This is a genomic window from Chloroflexota bacterium, from assembly GCA_026708035.1.
Classification (GTDB): domain Bacteria; phylum Chloroflexota; class UBA11872; order UBA11872; family UBA11872; genus JAJECS01.
Map to the genome: position 1 here is coordinate 23,873 of JAPOVQ010000022.1, position 19,699 is coordinate 43,571.

The following is a 19,699-nucleotide window of genomic DNA, read 5'->3' on the forward strand; positions in this document are numbered from 1 at the left end:
GGCGAATGGCGCCCCTAGTGACGCCGGAGCGCGCGGTGCTGATGCTCGTGGTATTGGGGGCGGGCCTGCGCCTGTGGAACCTGGACGGGCTGGGCGACTTCGACTTCGACGAGGTTGCCGCCATCTGGTACGCGCGTGCCGGCTTGCTCGATATCGTGGCCGATCTGGCCGCGGCGCCGTTTGAGCATCCCCCGCTCTACTACCTGGCGCTGCACGTGTGGATCGGGTGGTTTGGCGAGTCCGAGCCGATCGCGCGGGCTCTTTCGATCCCGTTCGGGCTGCTGCTGATCCCCGCGACCTACCGCCTGGCCCGTTGCTATGCCGCAGCTTGGCCCGCGGTCGTCGCCGCCGTGGTCGTCACCACGTCACCGCTGCTGGTGTTCTTCAGCCGCGAAGCGCGGATGTATGCGCCCGCGGCCCTCTTCGCCGTGCTATCGCTCTGGCTGTTCGAGCGTGCCATGCGCTCCGGACGGCGGCGCGATTGGCTGGGGCTGGCCGCCTGCGTCGCGGCGGGCAGCTACTTCGACTTCACCGTGGCGATCGCGGTTGCCGCCATGGTGCTGGCCTTGCCCTGGCATTGGCGGCGTCGCCGGCGCCGCGTGCTGGTGTTCGTCGCCGTGGGCGCCGCGAGCCTGGCCATTCTGCTGCCCTGGCTGATCCTGGCGCGTGGGCTGCACGACAGCCTGCCGGCCTTTGGAACCGGCGATCTCACACGCGGCCTGCTGGTCGAGATTGCCCGAATGGCGTGGCTCGATCTGCTGGTCGGCATGGAGGAGGTCCGCAGCGGACGGCTCTCAACCGCGTTTGCCGTCGGCGCCGCGGCACTCGCCGTCGGCGGCGTCGCCGCCGTCGTCATCCGACGCCGTGGAGGGCTCATGCTCGGATTCGTCGCGTCGGTGGTCGCCTTTCTCGTGCTGTTGCTCATCTTCGACAAGGCCTATCAGCCGCGCTATCTCCTTCCGGCGATTCCCGCGATCGGTGTGCTCGTGGCCGTAGCATTCGACGCCGCGCCGCGGGTTCCGCTGCGAGGTCTGGCCGCCACGGGCGTCGCACTAGTGGTGTTGGTCGGGCCGGTTGCGGCGAGTCGCGCCTATTTCACCGACTACGTGCGGGGCGACTACCGATCGATCACCACGACCATTGAGAATCTCGCGCGGCCCGGGCGTCCCGGCATTGATCAGACCAAGTTCCGCGACGCCGTCGTGCTCGCCGGTCCGTGGCAGGGCTGGTTTTGGCGGCACTACTTCCCCGACTTCCTCGACAAGGTCGATGTCTGGCTCCTCCCCGATGAGGTGCCGCCGGCCGTGGGTCGCCTCGAAGTCGAACGCAAGTTGGGGCAGGCGGCGCGGAACCACAACCGCGTCTGGGTGGTGCTGGCCGGGCTCGAGCAGGCGGATCCCGACAAGCTCACGGAGACGTGGCTCACGCGCCATTTGTGGCAGGCGCGGTCCGAGGTCTACCGCAACGGTGTGCTCCAGCTGTACATGACGCACGTCCACGATTTCGTGAAGCGCAAAGGCCAAGTCAACATCGATGACGACTTCGAGATGGCTGAAATGTGGTTCACCGGCCATCGCAAGGACCAGGGTCCGCGGGAGGCCGGCGACGGCATGCGGTTCAGCATCCGCCTGGAGATGCCGGCGCCGGTTGACTACGACCTGCGGATTCGTGTGTGGGTGGAAGGGCCGACCGGCGCGGTCTATTCGAAGGAGTTCTACGCGCAGAATTTCACCGGCCAACGCACCTCGGCCTGGTCGCCCGGCGAAGTCCACGAAGTCCGAACCGGGCTTTGGATTCCAGCCGAGGCGCCGCCGGGCACTTACCAGACCTTCATGGGCTTTGTGGGACCCGAGGGCGAGGGTCTGCCGGTGTCAGGTGAGTTCGCCCTGCGGACGTATGTTGGGCAAAAGGGCATATGGCTCGGCCGGACGGTCTTTGTGTCGCCGTCCCTCGGTGGGCCGGGTGGAGCCGAATCGGGCTAGAAGGACGCGCGACGCCGCACTAGGACCGCCGCAGCGCGTCGCGAATCGCGCCAAGCCGAAGCCCGCCGATCACGGTCAGCACCCCGACGTAGGCGGCCATCGCCGCCAGCGCCGCGCCAATCCACGAATGATCGCGCAGCAGCACAGCCGCCACTGCGGCCACTCCGGCAGCCACTACCGGACGCGCGCCAGGCTCGACCACGCGACCGAGCAGCCGATCCCGGCGCAGAATCCAGCCAAGGCCGGCCAGTAGGACGACCTCGCTCCCGATCGTCGTTGCCGCGGCCGCCACAAATCCCCAGATTGGCACGAGCGCCAGATTCAGCCCCACGTTTATCAGCGTGGCGACCAGAAAGACCGGGGTGAGCCGCCACTGGCGGTCCGAGGCGATCACCACGTATTGCAACGTCCCGTTCAGGTAGCTCAGTGGCAGGAACCAGATCAGGATCGCCAGCGCCGTGGCGGTTTGCGGCAGGTACTCCGGCCCGAGCAGCGTTTCGACAACCGGCTCGGCGAAGACGAAGAGGAGCAACACGGCGGCCGCTGCAGCCGTCGCCAAGATCCGCCACGCTCGCGCGAACCAACGCGCCAACTCCGCCGGATCGGCGGACGCGCGGGCCATGAGCGGGAAGGCGGCCAGCACGATGGCCGAGGGCAAGTGGTTGAGCCCATTGAGGAATTTGAACGCCGCGTTGTAGTGCCCCACGATCGCCGTGCCGTGCAGGGGCTGCAGGATGAGAATGTCGATCTGGATGAACGCGGTGGCCAGCAGGCTGTTGAGCATGAGCGGCAGCGCATCCCGCGCCAGGCCTTGCAGGTCGTCCCGCGGAACGCGCCAGGCCCGGCGCAGCAGCCTAAATCCGACCGGCCGTCCGATGGCGATCAGCGTGACGCCGCTCGAGAGCAGCCCCGCGAGCGCAACCCCCACGACTCCAAGACCGACGGCAAGCAGAAGCAGTCCAAGGCCGGCGGTCAAGGCCGAAGTCCCGGCCACCACGAGCGCGCGACGGTCCATGCGCTCCCACGCGCCATAGATCGCGGCATAGGCTTGGTTCACCGCCGTCAGCGGCAGTCCGAGCGCCAGCACCGCCGTGGTAAGCAACGCCAGCCCGTCAATGGCGCCGGCGGCCCAATAGATGAGCGCGATGCCGACCATGGCCGGCATGCTGACGGCCAACAGACGCGCGCGCAGGGCTAGAGCCGACCGGAAGATGCGCTCCAGTCCGGTCGCATCCCTGGCCACGTCTCGCGTGACCAGGGTGCCGAGACCGAAGTCAACGACGACGGCGAAATAGGCCAGCAGATTCGTCGCGAAGGCGTAGTGGCCGTTGCCCTCCGGACCGATGAACCGGAGCACGACGACCATGAACACCCAGAACAGCGCCCGGTCGGCCAGGCTGACGGCAATGGGCGTGATGGCGTTGCGCGTAAACCGTCGTTGCTCCGCGGCACGAGTGCGCGCGGTCGGTCGAGTCAAGCGCCGCGCGGACAGAAGCCCCAGGTAGACCGTCGCCGCGACAGCAAGCAGGGCGCCAACGGCAACGAGTCCTATGCCGTTGGCGCCCAGGCTCATGGGGAGGGAGGCGAGTCCGAGCTTCCCGCAGGACCGCTGCCTTGGACGTCCGGACCCGCCGAACTTACATCGCGGCTCGAACGCGAAACGTTGCGCGATTCGGCGCAACTTTTTTTCCGTGCGAGCACAGGAGGCCGCTCCACGGGGCGCCGGGGTCTCATGGGCGGCAGCATACGCGCCCCGGCGTCATGTAATCGCTTCCGGCGCCGTTGTTCATGTGACCGTCACATTGGCGCGCATGCGACCCCGTGGGATCAAGAGAACATGAGCGTGAGCGGCGCGGATCAGCTTGGGTTGGCTCGTTGGGCCGCCGCTAGACTGACAGCAGCCAAGCGTTCCTGCTCCACGTGCACGCCATGATTCCCCGCCCCTTCGGTCGACGCGCTCTCCTTGCCGGCCTGGCGCTGGCGCCGCTGGCCGGACTTGCGGCGCGAACGGTGTCCGCGCAGGACGACGACGACGAGCCCTTGGCGGTCACGCTTGCAACCATCCGGGGCGTGGGCCGCGATTCCTCGCCGTGGGGCGTCGCCGTCGATGACGACGGATTCCTCTTCGCGTCGGACTCACGCGCGAGCCGCGTGGTCCGAATATCTCCGGACGGCTTCGAGCTGGTGGTTCTCGTCGACGAGGGAAACGCCGCCGGGTCAATCTCCCGTCCCAAGGGCGTCGCGCTCGGTCCCGACGGTCTGGTGTACGTGGTCGACGGCGGCAATCGACGCGTTCAGGTCTTCACGCGGGATGGGGAGTTTCACAGCCAATGGGGCGGTCAAGGTGGCGGTGAGGGCCAATTCAACGCGCCGCGCGGGATCGCGGTCGACGCCGACGGCTTCGTCTACGTCGCCGATGGCTTCAACGACCGCGTCCAGAAATTTGGGCCGGACGGCTCGTTCGTGACCATGTGGGGCAGCCGCGGCGACGAGCCGGGAGAGTTCAGCACGCCCAACGGCATCGCCGTCGGCCCTTCGGGCCTGGTGTACGTCGCCGACACGTTTCGCGATCGGATCCAAGTATTCAGTTCGTCCGGAGAGTTCTGGCGATTTGCCGTGACCGCGCCGGCGGTTCGCAATCCCGTTGGCCTGGCGCTCGATCAGACGGAGCGGCTGTACGTCACCGAAGAGGCCGATCACCGGGTGGCGGTATTCGAGCCCGACGGCGCGCTCGTGGGTCGATTTGGCAGCGAAGGCGTCGAGGAGAGCGAGTTTCGATTTCCGCAGGGCATCGCCGTCGATGGCGACGGCCGCATTTACGTCGCCGACAGCCTCAACAGCCGCGTGCAAGTGTTTGACTCGCCGCTCAGCCAATCGGCGCCACCGCCGGAAGCCGAGGATCTGGCGGTGGGGATCGCGCTGGCCGACGCGGCGTCCGGGCCGCTGCGCCACAGCCTGACCGACTGGCGCGTGCGGCTGGACGGCGAGCTGCTGACGGCGGGCTTCGCCGCCTACTTCGGCGCCACGGGCGGCCTGCGGCGGTGGGGCTATCCGACGTCCGATCCTTGGCGCGAGGTGCCCGGCGTCATTTCACAGTGGTTCCAGCGCGGCGTGATGGACTGGAACCTCGACACCTTTTCCGGCAAGCGGAAAGTGTTCGCCCGCCCCGCGTGGGACCTCATCGGCGGCGGCCTGGGCGGCGCGCCGAATCTTGGGATCGAACCCACCGTGTTCTCGGACCAGGAGGGTGTGATCGTCGGCACCTGGGGGCATCGGGTGTCGAACTATGCGATCGACGGCAGCAAGACGGGATTCCTCGACTTCTTCGAGCAATTCGGCGGTGCGTTGGCGTTTGGAGCTCCACGCACCGAGGCGCGCGTGGACACCGGCGCGCCCGGCACGATCATCGCGCCCGGCGCCGAGCCGGGAGTGATCCGGCAGTACTTTCAGAATGCCGTCTTCGAGAGTTGGCCCAATTCGGGAGAGCCGGTGCAGCTCCGACTGCTTGGCGATGCCCTGCGAAATCGCAAGTACCCCGACGGTGCGTGGCGGGCGTTGCCGGCCTTTCACGATTCCGAGTTCGTGCGCAGCGGTGAGGCCCGCGAGTTTCCGCGAGTCGGCGCCGCCGAAGGCTAGCTTGGGTAGTAGGCCTCGCAGTTGTCGGCGATGAAGACGGGCTCGCCGGCGGCGTTCGTCGGGGTTTCCAACGATCGCGCGAAGGCGTCGGCCACGAAGTCGCGAATCGCGACCAGGTCCGGACGCAGGAGAAACGCGCCGTCCTCGCCGGTGAACCACTGCAGCAGCTCGCCGCCGCGGCTGTGGACGGCGAACGAATGCACCCGCTGCGCGGGGGTCCGCAGCGCCAATTCGGCCAGCGCTGGGAGCTGCTCCAGCGGAAAGTCGGTGCGGAACGCGCCGCCGAGCTCCTCGAGCACGGCGGGGATGTTCACGATCAGCGCCGGTGACAAGGCCTGCTCCCGCAGGCCGCGCATCACCTGCTGCTGGCGGCAAATGCGGGCAAAGTCGCCCCCCGGGTCGTACTTGCGCGAGCGGCCATAGGCTACGGCCTCGCGACCGTTGAGCGTGTTCGAGCCCGGCTCCAGGACCAGGCGAATCTCCTCGTCGGTGTCCAGGTAGACGAACCGCTCGTCAAACTCGCGCGGCGACCAGACGTTCACGCCGCCCAGCGCATCGATGATGCGTTCCACGCCGTAGAAGTTCACCAGCAGGAAGTAGTCGATGGGAAGGCCGGTGATGTTGTGAAGGGTCGCTTGCAGCGGCTGCATGCCCTGGCGCTTGAAGATCTCGTTCACCCGGGAGGAATGCGTGTCGCACGCGTCCAGACAAAGATCGCGCGGAATCGAGAGCACCAAGGCCGAGCCGCTCTCGGGGTCCAGGCTGACCAGCATGATGACGTCCGTGTTGCCCTCAAACGAGTCTGCCTGGTCGATGCCCAACAGCAGGAACGTGACGCGCTGCTCGACTCCGGGCAAGTCGGTCGCGACGGTGGGCAGCTGGACGGGTTCGGCGGGTCCTGGATTCGGAGTAGTCGCCCCGGCCGCCGGCGTGACGTCAGTTGGGGCAGTCGGCTCAGGAGTCGGGGATACGGGTGACGGCGGTGGTGTCGGTGTGTCCGTGACTGCGGGTGGTGTGGTCGCGGCCGTGGGCGACGCCGTTGGCGAGGTGGTGGCGCTCGACGTGCCGGTGACTTGCGGTGACGGCGAGTCTGGCGCGACTGCCGTGGTCGTCGGCGCCGGGGGCGGCTCGGGCGTTGGCGCCACGACCACGATGGCGGTTGTGGCCGAGCCTGGCCCAGGCGTCGCGTCGCCGCACGCGGCGACGGTCAGCATGCCGATGGCGACTGGAGTGACGATGCGCGCCAGGCTACGGATCATTGGCGTGGCGAGCTGGGAAATCGATGGCTCCAGCGGCGCGCATTCCTTTTGACCGTACCATCGGCCCGCGACCCGACAGTGCATGTGGAAAGCGAGTTCGGCAGGCGTTCCGTGACTAGCCATCTGGAAATCAACCACCGATTTCGGGCGGCGTTTCAGGACCGCCTGATCCGCTGGTACCGCGCGCATCGACGTGACCTGCCGTGGCGTGAAACCCGCGACGCGTATCACGTGGCGGTGTCCGAGCTGCTGCTCCAGCAAACCCAGGCGTCTCGGGTGGCGCCGGTATACCGTGAGTTCGTGCGCCGCTACCCGACGATCGAGGACCTTCATCTCGCGCCTGCCGACGAGGTCAGCGCGCTGACCGATCCGCTGGGCTATCACATTCGAGGCAAGTGGCTGAAGGCCATGGCGGCGGTCATCGTCACGGACCACGCGGGCCGCATGCCGGACTCGCTCGAAGGCCTGCGACGCCTTCCCGGCCTCGGTCCCTACGCCGCGGCTGCCGTGCACACCTTCGGCAACCGCAAGCGCGCGCCGCTGGTGGATACCAACATCGCGCGGGTCTATACCCGGGCCGTCGGGCTGCCGTCCAAGGGCTCCACGTACCGCGATTCGCGCAGGCTCGCGGAGCTTGCCGAGGCGCTGACGCCGGCCCGGCGCTTCTACGACTACGGGCAGGGGCTCATGGATCTCGGCGCCACTGTCTGCACCGCACGAGCGCCAGACTGCCCCCGATGCCCATTGCGCAAGCTCTGTCGTGACCTTACGGGCGGACCTCCCGTGGCGGTGTGGCGCGTGGACGGCGTGTCCGTGGCCGCCGAGCGCACGGCGGGCTATCGCGTCGGATCGCGGGCTACGCCCCGTCGCAAGGTATCGACCGACGCGTGAGGGTCTAGCCCTCGGCGCCCTCGGTCCGCCTCGGCAGCACGTCGAGGGCCGCCTGCTCCACCTCGGCAATATCCGGGCTGTCGACTAAGCCGCTCGTGGGGCTGCCGCGATAGACCCAAACCGCATTCGGGGCGTAGGGACCGTAGACCCACGGCTCGGTCGTGGTGAAGACGGTTACCGACGGCGTGCCCACGCATGCGGCGAGTTGCGCCGCCGTCGAGTCGTTGCCGACGAACAAATCGCCGCGGGCAATGAGTGCCGCCAGCTGTCCGAAGCCGGTCTGGCCGCTCAGGTCGATCGCTGACGCGCGCATGGCGGACCGCACGGCGGCGTTGGAGCTGGCGTCCGACGGCAGGCCCACCAGCACCACGGTCGCGCTCCGCTGTTCGATCAGCGCGTCAGCCACGCGCGCATAGCCCGCGGCGGTCCAGCGCTTCGAGACGTCCACCGCGCCCGGATTCAAGCCGCCGCCGGGAGCCATGATTACCAGCGGGTGTCCGGGCGTGGCGCCAAACTCCTGGTGCAAGCGGTCCGCGGCCGCTCTGTCGCTGGCAGAGGGGCGAAAGTGGCAGCGAACGTCGCGGGTATCGATCCCCATCGCCCGTGCCACCCGCAAGTAGGCATCGACTTCGTGCTCGTCGTCGGCGATGGGAACCCGCGTGGTATGTGCAAACCCACGCCCTTTGTTGTGGAGGCCGATGCGGTAGGGAATGCGCGCCAGATAAGGCAACAGCGCCATGAGCGGCGAGCGGTCCAAGACCACGGCCACGTCGAACCGGCCCTGCCGAAGCCGTCGGGTGAGGCCCAGATAGGCCTGGGCGTCGTACCGGCGCGGCGTTCCGAGCTGCCCCATGTCCAGCATGGCGTCGATGTGGGGATTGTTCGCGAGCGTCCGGCGGGCGTAGTCGCCGACGGCATAGGTGATTCGCGCGTCGGGATGGGCCCGGCGCAGGGCGTCCAGGAACGGTGTCGTCCGCAGCACGTCGCCCAGCGCAAGGGGCTTGATGACGACTGCGGAGAAACGCGAGGGCGGTAGGACGTGAACGCCGGGTGGCGAGGGACGGATCACAAGCCCGGCCGCGCGGCACAACGCGGTGACCGTGTGCGCTCGCAAGCCATGGCGGCGGCGCCAGTCTTTGCTGGGCTCCCAACGCCTCATGGCAGCACGCTCGAACGAGCTCGCGCGGTCCGATTGCACCAACGAGCCTAGCATCGCGGGCATCCGCGAATTGGGGCGCGCCGTACACTTGCGGCATCCCGGCGCTGGCCGTTCCAGCGCGGCTAACACCCTCCGGTGCCTGTCTTCGATTACCGCTGCCACGACTGCCGGCGGCGCTCCACCAAGCTCTTCAAGACCTTCGCGGCGGTGCATGATCCGCCATGCCCTCACTGCGGCTCGGATCGCCTGGAGCGCCTGCTGTCGCGCGTCGCCATCGTCCGCGGCAGCGCGTCTGATGACAGCTTGGGCGACGACGATTTCTCGGGTATGGACGCCGCCATGGAGGGCCTGGAGTCCGGCGATCCGCGCAGCCTGGCCCGCATGACGCGTCAGATGAGCGAAGAGATGGGCGAAGACTTGCCCGACGAGTTCGAGCCCATGCTCCGTCGGATGGAGTCCGGGGAAATGCCCGACGACGCCGAGTTCGAGGATGCGGCTTCCGACCTGGACGACGGCGGCGATGCGTTCGACGAGAACTAAGCTGCACCCCCGACTTCTCGCGCTCGACGTGGACGGCACGCTGACCTGGCCCGGCGTGGGCCCAGATTCGGACGTGATCCGGTCGCTCGGCGGTGTCGCGGCGCGGGGTGTGACAGTCGTCGTGGCAACTGGCCGCGGGACGAATGCCACCCGCGAGATCACGCGCGCACTACCTGCCGGCGCCTACGCGATCCTCAACAACGGCGGCATCGTGCGGCGCGTCCGCGACGGGCAGGTGCTGCGAGCCCGGCACATGACCCACGCCGCCGCGGCCGCGGTCCTCGGGGTCTATCGAGACTGCGGCATGTCCGGAATCTGGGTCGAGTCGCCCTTCGCCGGCGAGCGGTACCTGTGTGACGGCGCGTGGTGGACCTATGCCCCGACGCGGCTCTACCTGTCGACCAAGCTGCCGATCATTCGACCAATGCCGGCGACGGCGGTCGCCGCGCCGGCCGTCGAGGTGTTTGCCTTCGGCGACCGTGAAGCCGTGGCCGGCGCCGAACGCCGCATCAATGATGAGCTCGGCAATGCCGTCTCGACGGTGTCCTGGTGGAGCGAGCGCCTCGGGGCGGGTGGCCTGGAATCGCTGCCGGCCGGCGGGACCAAGGGCGAAGCGGTGGCCTGGCTGGCGGGTGAGTTGGGCATCGACGCCGCCGAGGTCGTCGCCGTGGGCGACGACCGCAACGATATCGAGATGTTGCAATGGGCCGGCCGCGGCGTCGCCATGTCACACGCCCCTCTGGACGTGCAAGTGGCCGCCGACGAGGTCGCCACCATCGAAGGGCCGCCGGCCGTGCGCCAGGTCATGCGGGACGTCTGGGGCGTCTGACCTAGCCCGTCCTTCGAGGGGTCGCAAGTCTTCCCAGTCCGTCACCCCGGCGGAGGCCGGGGTCCAGGATCGATGTCCCGGGGCAGGAGTTAACCGGCCTGGATTCCCCAAGTCCACAGACGAAGTGCAACACCTGGTGCAGGGGCGGCTGGGGTGCCGGTGCTAGGCTTTTCTCCGTCCGCCGATGTAGCTCAGCTGGCAGAGCGGGGCTTTCGTAAAGCTCAGGTCGTGGGTTCGAATCCCACCGTCGGCTCCAACAAGGGGATGCCCTCGGGGCACCCATGGCGCGGCGTTTCCCATGCCGGGCCTTCGATTGCTGGACTCCGGCTCCTGCTCAGGTGCGGCGTGGTCACCGAAATCTTGGGATCCACGTGCAGCAGTTTGTAAGGGGAACCTGCGGCGCTTGCGAGCTGTCAGGGAGCCATGGCCGCCAGCCTGACGACGTCGCTCTCGGTGATCCCGTCGGCCACCCAGGGAAAGGTGAGAACTTGCCGGGCGAGATGCACGTTGTGGAGAGTGATTCGATGCAAATGATGAACGGCCCGAGCCTCGACATTGGTGATGTCGTCCCTGAACCAGCCAAGACCAAGGATTCGGCCGCCCAGAGCCACGTCCTCAACGACCACACCTTGTAGCTCGCCGAGTGCCGACAGTTCGTGGCCATTGATACCGTCCGTGAACCACGGGAAAGCCACGAGCTGCAATGCAAACTCAGGACCTAAGTGTGTAACTCGATCTGGATTGGAGACATCAGCCTGATTTGGATCGAAGATCGCAGTGATTCGCGCAAGTGCCTGCCATTCGACAATGTTCCAACCGTCTACTGTCCAGGCTAGCCCCAACATGGCCTTCGCGAAATCAACATTTATCACTGCCAGCGTGGGCAGAAAGTCAAGCGCCGCGGTTTCTTCCGCGGAAGAAATACCGTCGGCAATCCACGGAACTGACATCACCTGTGTAAAATAATCTCTCCCGTGAGCGGCAACGGCTTCCAAAAGTGTGAGTGCGTTCACCTCGGATCGGCTCACACCGTCAGAAACCCACGGGAGCGCGACGATTGTGTCGGCAATGCCTTGCTCTTCCGCAGGTCTCCAACGCTCCGTAGAAATGACAGATCCAAGGAACAAGATAGCTCCGGACTCGTCATACGCAAGAGTGTCTTTCATCCATGAGTAGTTCAGAGCGATGCCGGTTGCATTGCGATTTCCTTCCACCATAAAGCGCAGAAAACTAAGCACCGTATATTCCCAGTGCTTAATGTCGTCGATTATCCAGGTAAAGCTCGCCGCCAGTTTGCCTAGCTCGGTATCCGTCGCTGCAATTCGGCCAATATCGTTGATGGCTGCCAGTTCCTTGGAATGCACCCCGTCGACAATCCAAGGGAAACTCGCAACCTTGATCATTAGATCGTTGTCAACCCACCAGAGGCTGACAAGCGCTCCCAGAGCATCGGCATGATGAGAATCTGGCGGGCTCTCGGCCCAGGGAAGGATCTCTTGGAGGACCGGGGCGACCGCCGCGTGTATCGATGGTACTGTCACTTGGGACGGTGCTTCGGCCGTGAAAGGGCCGCCGCGAAGGCGGCGATACAATTTGCGTACGGCATCTTTGGACTCTTCCGGAGCGTTTCTCAAAAGATTCCAATAGAGTTTTTCGTCTGTCGCGGGATGTCCATAACCAGGACTATAAATCTCGCCTAATGACCTGCCCATCGCCGTATCGCCAACGATGGCCAGAGCATCCAATAGGAATAGATTGCCGAAGTCGTATGGGCTGCATGAGATACCCGTCCCTCCACGGTATAAAGATTCCCCTAGCTGATGTAACGTCATCGCTCCAGGATGATTCAAGCACTCATTCGTCACCTGGTGAAATGCCTGTGATCGGACACTTTCAGTGGATTCTCGTCCAGCGCGATCATTGACAAATGCTGACAGGAACTCGGCACCGCCTTCGACTTGCCATTGATTGTACAATTCGCCAAAACTTCTGTTAAAATAATAATGAGACAGCTCGTGCTCCAATTCATCCAGAAGGCTTTCGTGCAATATGATATAATTTCCTAAATGAACTCCGCGAGTTCCATGTCCAGTGTAATTGTAGTCTCCGGTGACTGTAAGAATCACATCGGTTGTCGGGAACGGAATTCCCAGAAAGTTCTCGGAGATTTGTATAAAATCTTCGATGCGATCGAGCAATCTATCGTCGATATTGAACGGTGACTCTTTGATGATCCATATGTTTGTGTCTCGTGTATCGCTCAGTGAAATGGTGCGAGTGGCGATGTAATACTGTTCTATGGGGCGCTCGTATGATGTGTAATCGCTAAAATATTGGAGTCCGACAATCCACGCTTTTTCTCTGTCAGTAATACGGTCTGGAAACCACGGTTGGTTCGAGATATTTGCGAAACCGGATTGGCTTGCTCTTGATAGCTCACGGATGGCGTTGGCGAAGTAGCGATCGATATCTTGAATTTGTCTGGTAGCAGCTGGTTGCTTGACGGTATCGGGAGACTCGATGTCGTCATCTTGACTTGGATCAGTCGGCTGCTTGGCGCTATCGGGAATGATGACGTTAGGCAGCTTCTTGACCTTGTCGGGCACGTTTTGAAGCACGACGGCGCCAACGGTCGTCCCCGGGGCCGATACGTTCCAGATGGCGAACACGGTTCGTTGGGCGCGCAGGACTTGAAGACCCTGGGGGTTGCCGTTGATCTCCCGCTCTTCGTAGGCAATAGGGAGACCGTAAAGGTTCAGCCAATTGGGCTCGGCGAGGAATGCGGCCTTGATCTTGGGGTTGGCGTCGAGAAGCGCGAGATGGTTGCGCATGATGACGCCGAAACTCGTGACGCCCTGGTCGGCTGCCAGGACTTGGTGAGCCGGCACATTGGGAAGCTCGAGACCCGGATACTTGTCGGCGAGGACGTCGAGGGTGTTGTACCAGTTGACGCGCTGCTTGCCGGGATCCCATTGGAGGATGACCTTCTGAAACGCCTGCAAGGTGAAGGGCCCGTCGGCCCAGCGCTGGCTGATCGGGTAGCCGATGGCCTGGAGGTCCAGCTCTTGGACGAAGTCCCACATGGGGACGCCGTCGGCATTGGTGACGGCAAATCCGTCGTTGCGGTAGGGGGTATCGCCGCCGGTGATGGTGAACAGGCATCCGTCGGGCAGCGCAATTCCGTCGCATTCGATCGCGTAGACCGGCGCGGCAAGTGCGGCGGCAAGCGCCAACGCAATGGCGACAGCGGCAAGTCGCCGCATGGATCGCATCGAGATGGCAATCCGCCCCGGAATTGATGCCGGGCAGTATAGGTGGCGCTCGCCGGACGACTGCGGAAACGACGCCAAGTCTAAGCCTGCTCGCGCCTCGGGCGAGCCTACGCCGCCATCGTGCGGACGGGGTACCGGAGTATGTTGGCGTCCGCGGTGACCAGGGTGAGCCCCTCGACCTGCGCCTGCGCCACCAGCATCCGGTCGAACGGGTCGCCATGAAGCTTGGGCAGGCTCCCCGCCTGCTCGGCGTGAACGAAGGTCACCGGAAGCTCGCTGAATCCGGCGGCCTCAATCGTCCCGGCCAGGTGGTCCGGGACTCGCAGCTTCCCGAGTGCGCTCTTATTGGCGATTTCCCAGACGGTAGCCGCGCTGACGAATACATCGTTGCGCGGGTCGGTCAAGGCTCTACGTACGTCGCTTCCTAGCATTTGCTCGGCCCCAAGTGCCCACAGGAGCACATGGGTGTCCATCAACAGACGCCTCACAAGTCGCCTTCGAAAGCCTTGATGACTTCCTCGGGCGTCTCATCGAAGTCGGGAGCGATCCAGATCTGGCCCTTGAGCTCGCCAAGCCTCCGCGGCTTGTTCTGGGGCCGGTAGGGCACCAGCCGCAGATACGGCTTGCCGGCTTTGGCAATGACGACCTCTTCGCCCTCCCAGGCCCGCTCGCCGAGTCGGGAAAGCTGCGACTTGGCCTCGTGCATGTTGACTTGCACGGCGATTCTCCTCTGTTAGCTAAGCTAGGCTAAGTTTATTTGAGTTTTGGTCAACTCGCAATTGACGTTGGGCCTCCCACGATCGCCGTAGGCCTGCGACCGTTCGTGGTGAGCCCTTCGGCAAGCTCAGGGCAGGCTCTGTCGAACCATGAACGGAATTGCTACCCGGGCGTTCCATTCGCCCGCTTGATCACCTCGCCGGCCCCAACCGAAATACCCGCCGCGCGTTGCCGTGCAGCACGGCGGCGTAGGCCGCGGGATCGAGGCCGGCGCTGTCCACCAGCCCCACCATGAGTGATGGCGAGAGCAGGTCCATATCCGTGCCGAACATCACGCGCGCTGGCCCCAGCCGCTCGACGGCTGCACGCACCGGGTTGTCCTGCGGCCAGGAGCTGGCGTACTCGACATAAAGATTGGGAAGCGGTGCGGCTAGCTCCAGCATCCGCTCCCAGTCCAGACCGCCGCCGTGGTAGGCCACGACGGTCAGGCCCGGATGCCGTGCCGCCAGCTCGACGATGCCGTCAACTTGCTGGGTTTCGGACGGCGGATCGAAGCCACCCAATGCCATCACGTGATTCACCACGGGCTTGCCGCGCGCGGCGACTTCCGCAAACAGCGCGGCCATGCGCGGATCGCCGATGGGAACGCGCGACAGCTGCGTGTGCAGCTTGGCCCCCACGACGTGCGGCTCGGGATACCACCGATCCATCTCCTCACACGATCCGGCGACGTCGTGGGGGGTGATCGTCACCAGCGGGCGGATGGTGCCTCGCCCACGGCTTCCCTCAACCAGCTCCCGGTTGCCGCGGCGGAAATCATTGGTGATGGCCAGCGCCGACGAGGCGAACGTCTGCTCCACGTTGTACTTGACCATCAACCGCTCGAGCGTGGCGATGCCGTGGTCGTCGTGGCTGGTGACGCCGGCGTAGGGCCAGGCGCCGTTGTGCGCGTGAATGTCGATGATCGGCACCGTCTCGGGACCGCGCACCGGCGCGCCGAACGGGCTGGGCGTCAGACCGGGCGTCGCGCGCTCGGCTACGTCGCGCCCCTCGATCAACCGCAGCGCGTTGCCGGCCAGGATGAGCCGGCGGTCCGGCTCGGGCAGGTTGGCGTGCAGCACCAGGTTCAGCGCCGATAGCGCGTTGAACGGCGGCCCGGAGGTCCCGAACAGCACCCGGTCTGCACCCACTTCGGAGGCGATGAGCTCCAGCGTGTCGGGGCGGCAGAGCCGGTGGCTCTCCAGGTGGACTCGCGGATCGCTCCGCATCACGGTGAGCGCCTCGCCCAGCGTGGCGTAGGTCACGTTGGCGAAAACGATCGTCAGGTCAAGGTCGCCCAGCGCGTGCATGTATTCCGTCAGCTCGCCGATGGGGTTGCCCAGGTCGGCCATCAGCACCAGGCCGGCGTCGGCGATCCGGCGCGCGGCGGCCTGGAACGTCGCCTCGCCGGGCGGCCAGGCGCCCTGTGCGCCGCGAAACGCGCGAAACAGCCGCACGCTGGCGTCGATCGACTCCTCGACCTGATCCAGCGCGCGGCTGCCGGAGCGCGGATCGACCACCGCGGCCGCCGTCAGCTCTCCATGCCTCGCCGCCGCGGCCAGGGCGTCGGCGTTTCCCAGTCCCGGCTCGTGGTATACCCCGCTGAGCGCCGCCACATAGGTGCGGGTGATTCCCACCACCGCCGCGCGGTCCACGACCTCCGCCGGAGTCCACATGGCGCGAGTGAAGGGCACGGCGCCAAAGTGGCCCGAAACGTCGATGATCTGGTCGGTCATCAGGGTGTTTGGCGCTGGAACGGCGCGCGCATTATGCGCGAAGCGCCCGGCCTTGCCGCGCGGAGACTAGAGCCGGACGAAGCGCTCGAGCTCCAGCGTGAACACCGTGGCTCCGCCGACCTCGACCTCAACCGGCTCGGCCAGCAGCATCGTGTCCCCTGCCAGCGAAACGATCTGCATTTCGCTGCGGGTCTGGCATTGGCTGGCAATCAGGTCCATCAGGGTCTCGTGGCGGGTATGCGAATAGGCCACCATGATGGCCTCACTAGCGCGCTGTAGGAACCCGCCGCGCGTAGGAATCCGCGTGTGGGCGAACCCGGCGTCGTTGAGCGCGTTGGAAAGGCGCATCGCGTCCGCGTCCTGCACCACGGCGATGGCGAGGCGGTCATTCGCGCCGGCGGTCATGGTCACGTCAGAGCCTCGCGAACTGGCCGGCCCGCACCACGAACACGATGCCGTAGGCCGAGCCGCCGGCGTCGGCCCCCGCGGATTGCCGAGCACTCTGCTTCAGCAGATCAATGACGGCATCGACCGCCGACTGCGCCACGCCGATCACAAAGACCGCGTTGCCCCTTCGCAGGAAGCCGCCCTGCGCCGTGATGCGGGTGACGCCGTAGCCTTCGTCGACCAATGCCTGATTCACGCGGTTGGCGTCGTCGTTGTGCACCACCGCGCATACCAGCCGGTCGATCTCGTCAGTCATCGCCGCATCCAGTTGGCCAGGCGCGCCCTTTCACTTTCGCACATGGAGACCATGGCGTAATCCTCCGTCATTCCGGCGTCCGACTCCCTCTCGTATGGGGAGAGGGTTGGGGTGAGGGGCGTCGGGGAGACGGGGGGCCGGGTGACGAGGTGCCGTCACGGCAAGCGGGGAATCCTCAGGTGGTTGCCGAATCCGTGGGCATCCGCGTGGTAGGGCGAGTCGAAGTAGGTCGACGTCTTGAACCACTCGTGGCGTCCGTCGGTAGCCTGGCGCCGCACCCGATCGCGCAGCGCCTGCTGCTCGTCCTCCGTCATCGGCGCAAACGTGCGGGCGATCTCCAGGTCCTGCAGCACGTCGGCGTGGGAGACGGCGCCGCAGGCCAGGGAGGCAATCGGCTGCGACAGCGCATAGCGCCGCAGCTCTTGCGCCGTCAGCCCACCCTCGGTGATGAACTGGCCGTTGCCGCCCAGCGACTTCATCCCGATGCAGGCGATGCCGCGCCGGTTCAGCTCGGGAAGAATCTCGGCGATGAAGCTGCGGTACTGGTGGTCGAATACGCTCACCGGCATCTGGCAGGAGTCCCACGCGTAGTCGGCGGCCAGCATGCCCTTGAAGATGTGGGGGCTCTTGTGCCCGGTGAAGCCCACGTAGCGCACCTTGCCCTGGGCCTTGGCGATTTCAGCCGCCTCGGCCGCGCCGCCGGGCTCGAATATCCACTCGGGGTCGTTGTCGTAGTTGATCTCGTGGAACTGCCACAGGTCCAGGTAGTCGGTGCGCAGCCGACGCAGGCTCTCGTCGAGCTGCTGCAGGGCGCCGTCGCGAGTGCGGTCGCAGACCTTCGACATGAGGAAGATGTCGTCGCGATGGTCGGGCAGGACCCGTCCATAGCGGCGCTCGCTGAGGCCTTCGGCATAGTCCCAGGAGGTGTCGAAGAACGTGACGCCGTTGTCGAGCGCCGTGCGGATCATGCGCTCGGCTTGCTGGTCGGTCACTCCGGGCCGCGAAATGTGACCGCCGCCCAGCGCGATGATCGACACTCGGTCCGAATGCCGGCCAAAGGGCCGTGTCGGCAGCATTGCCGGCGCGTTTGTGGTCATCGATTCATCCGCCGTTCGTCCGCCCTAGACCAGTCGTGTCGATGAGGTCCGGTCCCCTCTCCCTCGATGGGAGAGGGATAGGGTGAAGGTGGCGGGCGCCGAGCGGTCATCAGGCGCACGCTAGACCATGCCCTCGGTCGTGTAGCCCCAGAGGTCGTACTCGCCGCCCTTGGCCAGCACCTCGTCCGCATAGTCCTCCGCGTTGTCCCGCGGGCGGTAGCCCAGCTCGGTGACGGCATTGGTGATGTCCCAGTAGGCGCGCGCGTTGGCCGAAATCCCATAGTAGATGCCCCAGCGAATGCCGGGCGCCTCGACCGATCGGCGCACCAGGTTGACCAGGTCGCGGTCGCTCAGCCAGGTGGAGAGGATACGCGCGCCGGAGTCCCATTCCGGTGGCTTCAGGCGGTACTTATAGCTGCCGATGCGCAGGCAGACGACCTCGAGCCCGAACCGATCAGCATAGTAGCGGCCCACCGCCTCGCCCCAGACCTTGGCGACGCCATACATGCCGTCCGGACGCGGCGTGGACTCCGCGTCGCAGCGCTCGCCGACAAGCTCGTACCAGCCCGTCGCGTGGTTTGAGCTGGCGAACACGAAGCGCTTCACCCCGGCCCGCCGCGCCGCTTCGTAGGCGTTGTAGACGCCGACCACGTTGGGCTCCAGATACGGCCCAAGCTCGTCCGTGTCGTGGTTCGACTTGGCGTGCATGTGCACCACCGCGTCCTGCCCGGCGAACGCCTCGGCCACCGCGTCGATGTCGTCGAAGTCGAGCACCCGAAACCGCGGATCGACCTGCGGCTGGCGCGAGGTGCCGGTGAGCGTGAAGACGCCGTCCAGGTCCTCCATCAGCGTGCGCCCGATCACGCCGGTGGCGCCGGTGACCATCACCTTGAGTCGATTGCTCACAAGCAGGGCTCCTTACGGGACTCGACACGCTGGAATTGCCCGGTAGCGTACCGGTCGCTTGGCGCGCTGGCACGCTCACGGTGGGTCATGTTGGCCCGTCATTCCCGCGAAGCATGTCCCCGCGCAGGCGAGAAGCCGGAATCCAGGGGACGATTTGCGTAGGGGCAGTCCTAGTGGCTGCCCGTCGGCAATTCACGTGTTGGCCCTGCTGAATCTCCAGGGCGCCCCTAAAACAACGGTCATTCGCCAAAGCCGGAAACCTTCAGTCTGGAGCGACCAACGCCAAATCGGAGCGCCCGCATACGCCGCGCCGGTCTCCCCATTCGTGCTGAGCCTGTCGAAGCATGAACGGGGAGGCATACATTCGCGGGTTCAATGTAATGAAAGTCACAGAATGCTAGAGTGCGGCGCCGTGCCCCTGTCGGTGGTCCCGGTCCCGCCGGGGCGCCTTGGCGGTCAGGCACGCCAGTCGCTCAGCTGTTTCCTAGGGGTCGAAACCGGAGGCGCACGTGATCGGGCTCAGGAGGCACAGCCTTCTAACCCTGCTGGCGCTGCCGATCATCCTGGTGATGATTGTCGCCTGTGGGTCCGAGGCGCCCGCGGAAAGTGCATCCAACGGCGAAACGGGTCAAGTCTCGGCAGAAAATCCTGGGACTGAGACTGCGCCGACCGACGGTACACCGCTAGTGGAAACTGCTGAGGAGGCACCCGCAGCCTCTCTGACAGGATCTGCTCGCGCCGCAGCGTCGACGCAGCAGTCCGAGGCATTCATCTCCGTCAGCGCCGGCCAGTACCACACGTGCGGTGTGCGAGTCGACGGATCGGTCGTGTGCTGGGGCTTTGACTACACGTGCCAGGATGTGGCCAGCGGAGGCGTCGTCTGCGTAGGCGCGCGAGACAAGCCGCCGCCGCCGGCCGGCGAGTTCCTCTCCG

17 protein-coding genes and 1 tRNA gene are annotated in these 19,699 nt (G+C 65.8%); 7 read left to right on the top strand and 11 right to left on the bottom strand.

What is annotated here, in order from left to right; genetic code table 11:
- Positions 1-5 precede the first annotated feature (5 nt).
- Positions 6-1,982, top strand: a complete 1,977-nt coding sequence (locus OXG33_09610) for a glycosyltransferase family 39 protein (GenBank protein MCY4114176.1) — start codon at positions 6-8, stop codon at positions 1,980-1,982.
- Positions 1,983-2,001: 19 nt separating this feature from the next.
- Here OXG33_09610 and OXG33_09615 read toward each other — a convergent pair whose 3' ends face one another.
- The gene (locus tag OXG33_09615) at positions 2,002-3,555 is read right to left on the bottom strand and encodes a flippase (protein ID MCY4114177.1); all 1,554 of its coding nucleotides are present in this window, start codon (positions 3,553-3,555) and stop codon (positions 2,002-2,004) included.
- Positions 3,556-3,911: 356 nt separating this feature from the next.
- Between OXG33_09615 and OXG33_09620 the strand changes: the two genes are divergently transcribed.
- The gene (locus tag OXG33_09620) at positions 3,912-5,618 is read left to right on the top strand and encodes an NHL repeat-containing protein (protein MCY4114178.1); all 1,707 of its coding nucleotides are present in this window, start codon (positions 3,912-3,914) and stop codon (positions 5,616-5,618) included.
- On the opposite strand, the gene OXG33_09625 is transcribed toward OXG33_09620, so the two are convergent.
- A complete protein-coding gene (locus tag OXG33_09625) occupies positions 5,615-6,475 on the bottom strand; it encodes an LCP family protein (GenBank protein ID MCY4114179.1) in 861 nt (286 codons plus the stop codon). The genes OXG33_09620 and OXG33_09625 overlap by 4 nt on opposite strands.
- A 142-nt stretch (positions 6,476-6,617) precedes the next feature.
- Here OXG33_09625 and OXG33_09630 point away from each other — a divergent pair, with 142 nt between their 5' ends.
- Positions 6,618-6,929, top strand: coding sequence for a hypothetical protein (locus tag OXG33_09630; GenBank protein MCY4114180.1), 312 nt, complete (start codon positions 6,618-6,620; stop codon positions 6,927-6,929).
- Positions 6,930-6,988: 59 nt separating this feature from the next.
- Positions 6,989-7,768, top strand: coding sequence for an A/G-specific adenine glycosylase (locus OXG33_09635; protein ID MCY4114181.1), 780 nt, complete (start codon positions 6,989-6,991; stop codon positions 7,766-7,768).
- 4 nt (positions 7,769-7,772) lie between these two features.
- On the opposite strand, the gene OXG33_09640 is transcribed toward OXG33_09635, so the two are convergent.
- Positions 7,773-8,927 carry a glycosyltransferase family 9 protein gene (locus tag OXG33_09640; GenBank protein MCY4114182.1) on the bottom strand — a complete coding sequence of 385 codons (1,155 nt, stop codon included), beginning with the start codon at positions 8,925-8,927 and terminating at the stop codon, positions 7,773-7,775.
- Between the two features lie 135 nt (positions 8,928-9,062).
- Here OXG33_09640 and OXG33_09645 point away from each other — a divergent pair, with 135 nt between their 5' ends.
- The 3 genes from OXG33_09645 to OXG33_09655 all read left to right on the top strand — a co-directional run bounded on the left by OXG33_09645 (position 9,063) and on the right by OXG33_09655 (position 10,552).
- Positions 9,063-9,467, top strand: a complete 405-nt coding sequence (locus tag OXG33_09645) for a zinc ribbon domain-containing protein (GenBank protein ID MCY4114183.1) — start codon at positions 9,063-9,065, stop codon at positions 9,465-9,467.
- Positions 9,418-10,296: an HAD family hydrolase gene (locus OXG33_09650; GenBank protein ID MCY4114184.1), complete on the top strand. Its 879-nt coding sequence runs from the start codon at positions 9,418-9,420 to the stop codon at positions 10,294-10,296. The genes OXG33_09645 and OXG33_09650 overlap by 50 nt, the downstream gene beginning before the upstream one ends.
- Before the next feature lie 180 nt (positions 10,297-10,476).
- A tRNA-Thr gene (locus OXG33_09655) sits at positions 10,477-10,552 on the top strand.
- A 157-nt stretch (positions 10,553-10,709) separates the two neighbouring features.
- On the opposite strand, the gene OXG33_09660 is transcribed toward OXG33_09655, so the two are convergent.
- From OXG33_09660 to OXG33_09695, 8 genes are all read right to left on the bottom strand, one after another.
- A complete protein-coding gene (locus tag OXG33_09660) occupies positions 10,710-13,646 on the bottom strand; it encodes a hypothetical protein (protein ID MCY4114185.1) in 2,937 nt (978 codons plus the stop codon).
- 29 nt (positions 13,647-13,675) lie between these two features.
- Entirely contained in the window at positions 13,676-14,056 is a 381-nt protein-coding gene (locus OXG33_09665; protein ID MCY4114186.1) for a type II toxin-antitoxin system VapC family toxin, read from the bottom strand.
- Positions 14,053-14,274, bottom strand: coding sequence for a type II toxin-antitoxin system prevent-host-death family antitoxin (locus tag OXG33_09670; protein ID MCY4114187.1), 222 nt, complete (start codon positions 14,272-14,274; stop codon positions 14,053-14,055). The genes OXG33_09665 and OXG33_09670 overlap by 4 nt, the downstream gene beginning before the upstream one ends.
- A gap of 202 nt (positions 14,275-14,476) precedes the next feature.
- Complete coding sequence (locus OXG33_09675) at positions 14,477-16,060, bottom strand: amidohydrolase family protein (protein ID MCY4114188.1); 1,584 nt, start codon at positions 16,058-16,060, stop codon at positions 14,477-14,479.
- 66 nt (positions 16,061-16,126) lie between these two features.
- Entirely contained in the window at positions 16,127-16,465 is a 339-nt protein-coding gene (locus OXG33_09680; GenBank protein MCY4114189.1) for a cyclic-di-AMP receptor, read from the bottom strand.
- Between the two features lie 7 nt (positions 16,466-16,472).
- Positions 16,473-16,763: a cyclic-di-AMP receptor gene (locus OXG33_09685; GenBank protein MCY4114190.1), complete on the bottom strand. Its 291-nt coding sequence runs from the start codon at positions 16,761-16,763 to the stop codon at positions 16,473-16,475.
- Between the two features lie 155 nt (positions 16,764-16,918).
- On the bottom strand, positions 16,919-17,860 hold the full coding sequence (locus OXG33_09690) for an aldo/keto reductase (GenBank protein ID MCY4114191.1): 942 nt from the start codon (positions 17,858-17,860) through the stop codon (positions 16,919-16,921).
- A 120-nt stretch (positions 17,861-17,980) separates the two neighbouring features.
- The gene (locus OXG33_09695) at positions 17,981-18,766 is read right to left on the bottom strand and encodes an NAD(P)-dependent oxidoreductase (GenBank protein ID MCY4114192.1); all 786 of its coding nucleotides are present in this window, start codon (positions 18,764-18,766) and stop codon (positions 17,981-17,983) included.
- Positions 18,767-19,699: the final 933 nt, after the last annotated feature.

Bases quoted from the DNA above. Each gene is read 5' to 3' on its own strand.
- OXG33_09675 (MCY4114188.1), bottom strand. From the start codon at position 16,060: ATGACCGACCAGATCATCGACGTTTCGGGCCACTTTGGCGCCGTGCCC.
- OXG33_09650 (MCY4114184.1), top strand. From the start codon at position 9,418: ATGCGGCTTCCGACCTGGACGACGGCGGCGATGCGTTCGACGAGAACT.
- OXG33_09640 (MCY4114182.1), bottom strand. From the start codon at position 8,927: ATGAGGCGTTGGGAGCCCAGCAAAGACTGGCGCCGCCGCCATGGCTTG.
- OXG33_09615 (MCY4114177.1), bottom strand. From the start codon at position 3,555: ATGAGCCTGGGCGCCAACGGCATAGGACTCGTTGCCGTTGGCGCCCTG.
- OXG33_09680 (MCY4114189.1), bottom strand. From the start codon at position 16,465: ATGACCGCCGGCGCGAATGACCGCCTCGCCATCGCCGTGGTGCAGGAC.
- OXG33_09690 (MCY4114191.1), bottom strand. From the start codon at position 17,860: ATGACCACAAACGCGCCGGCAATGCTGCCGACACGGCCCTTTGGCCGG.
- OXG33_09670 (MCY4114187.1), bottom strand. From the start codon at position 14,274: ATGCACGAGGCCAAGTCGCAGCTTTCCCGACTCGGCGAGCGGGCCTGG.
- OXG33_09620 (MCY4114178.1), top strand. From the start codon at position 3,912: ATGATTCCCCGCCCCTTCGGTCGACGCGCTCTCCTTGCCGGCCTGGCG.
- OXG33_09610 (MCY4114176.1), top strand. From the start codon at position 6: ATGGCGCCCCTAGTGACGCCGGAGCGCGCGGTGCTGATGCTCGTGGTA.
- OXG33_09685 (MCY4114190.1), bottom strand. From the start codon at position 16,763: ATGACTGACGAGATCGACCGGCTGGTATGCGCGGTGGTGCACAACGAC.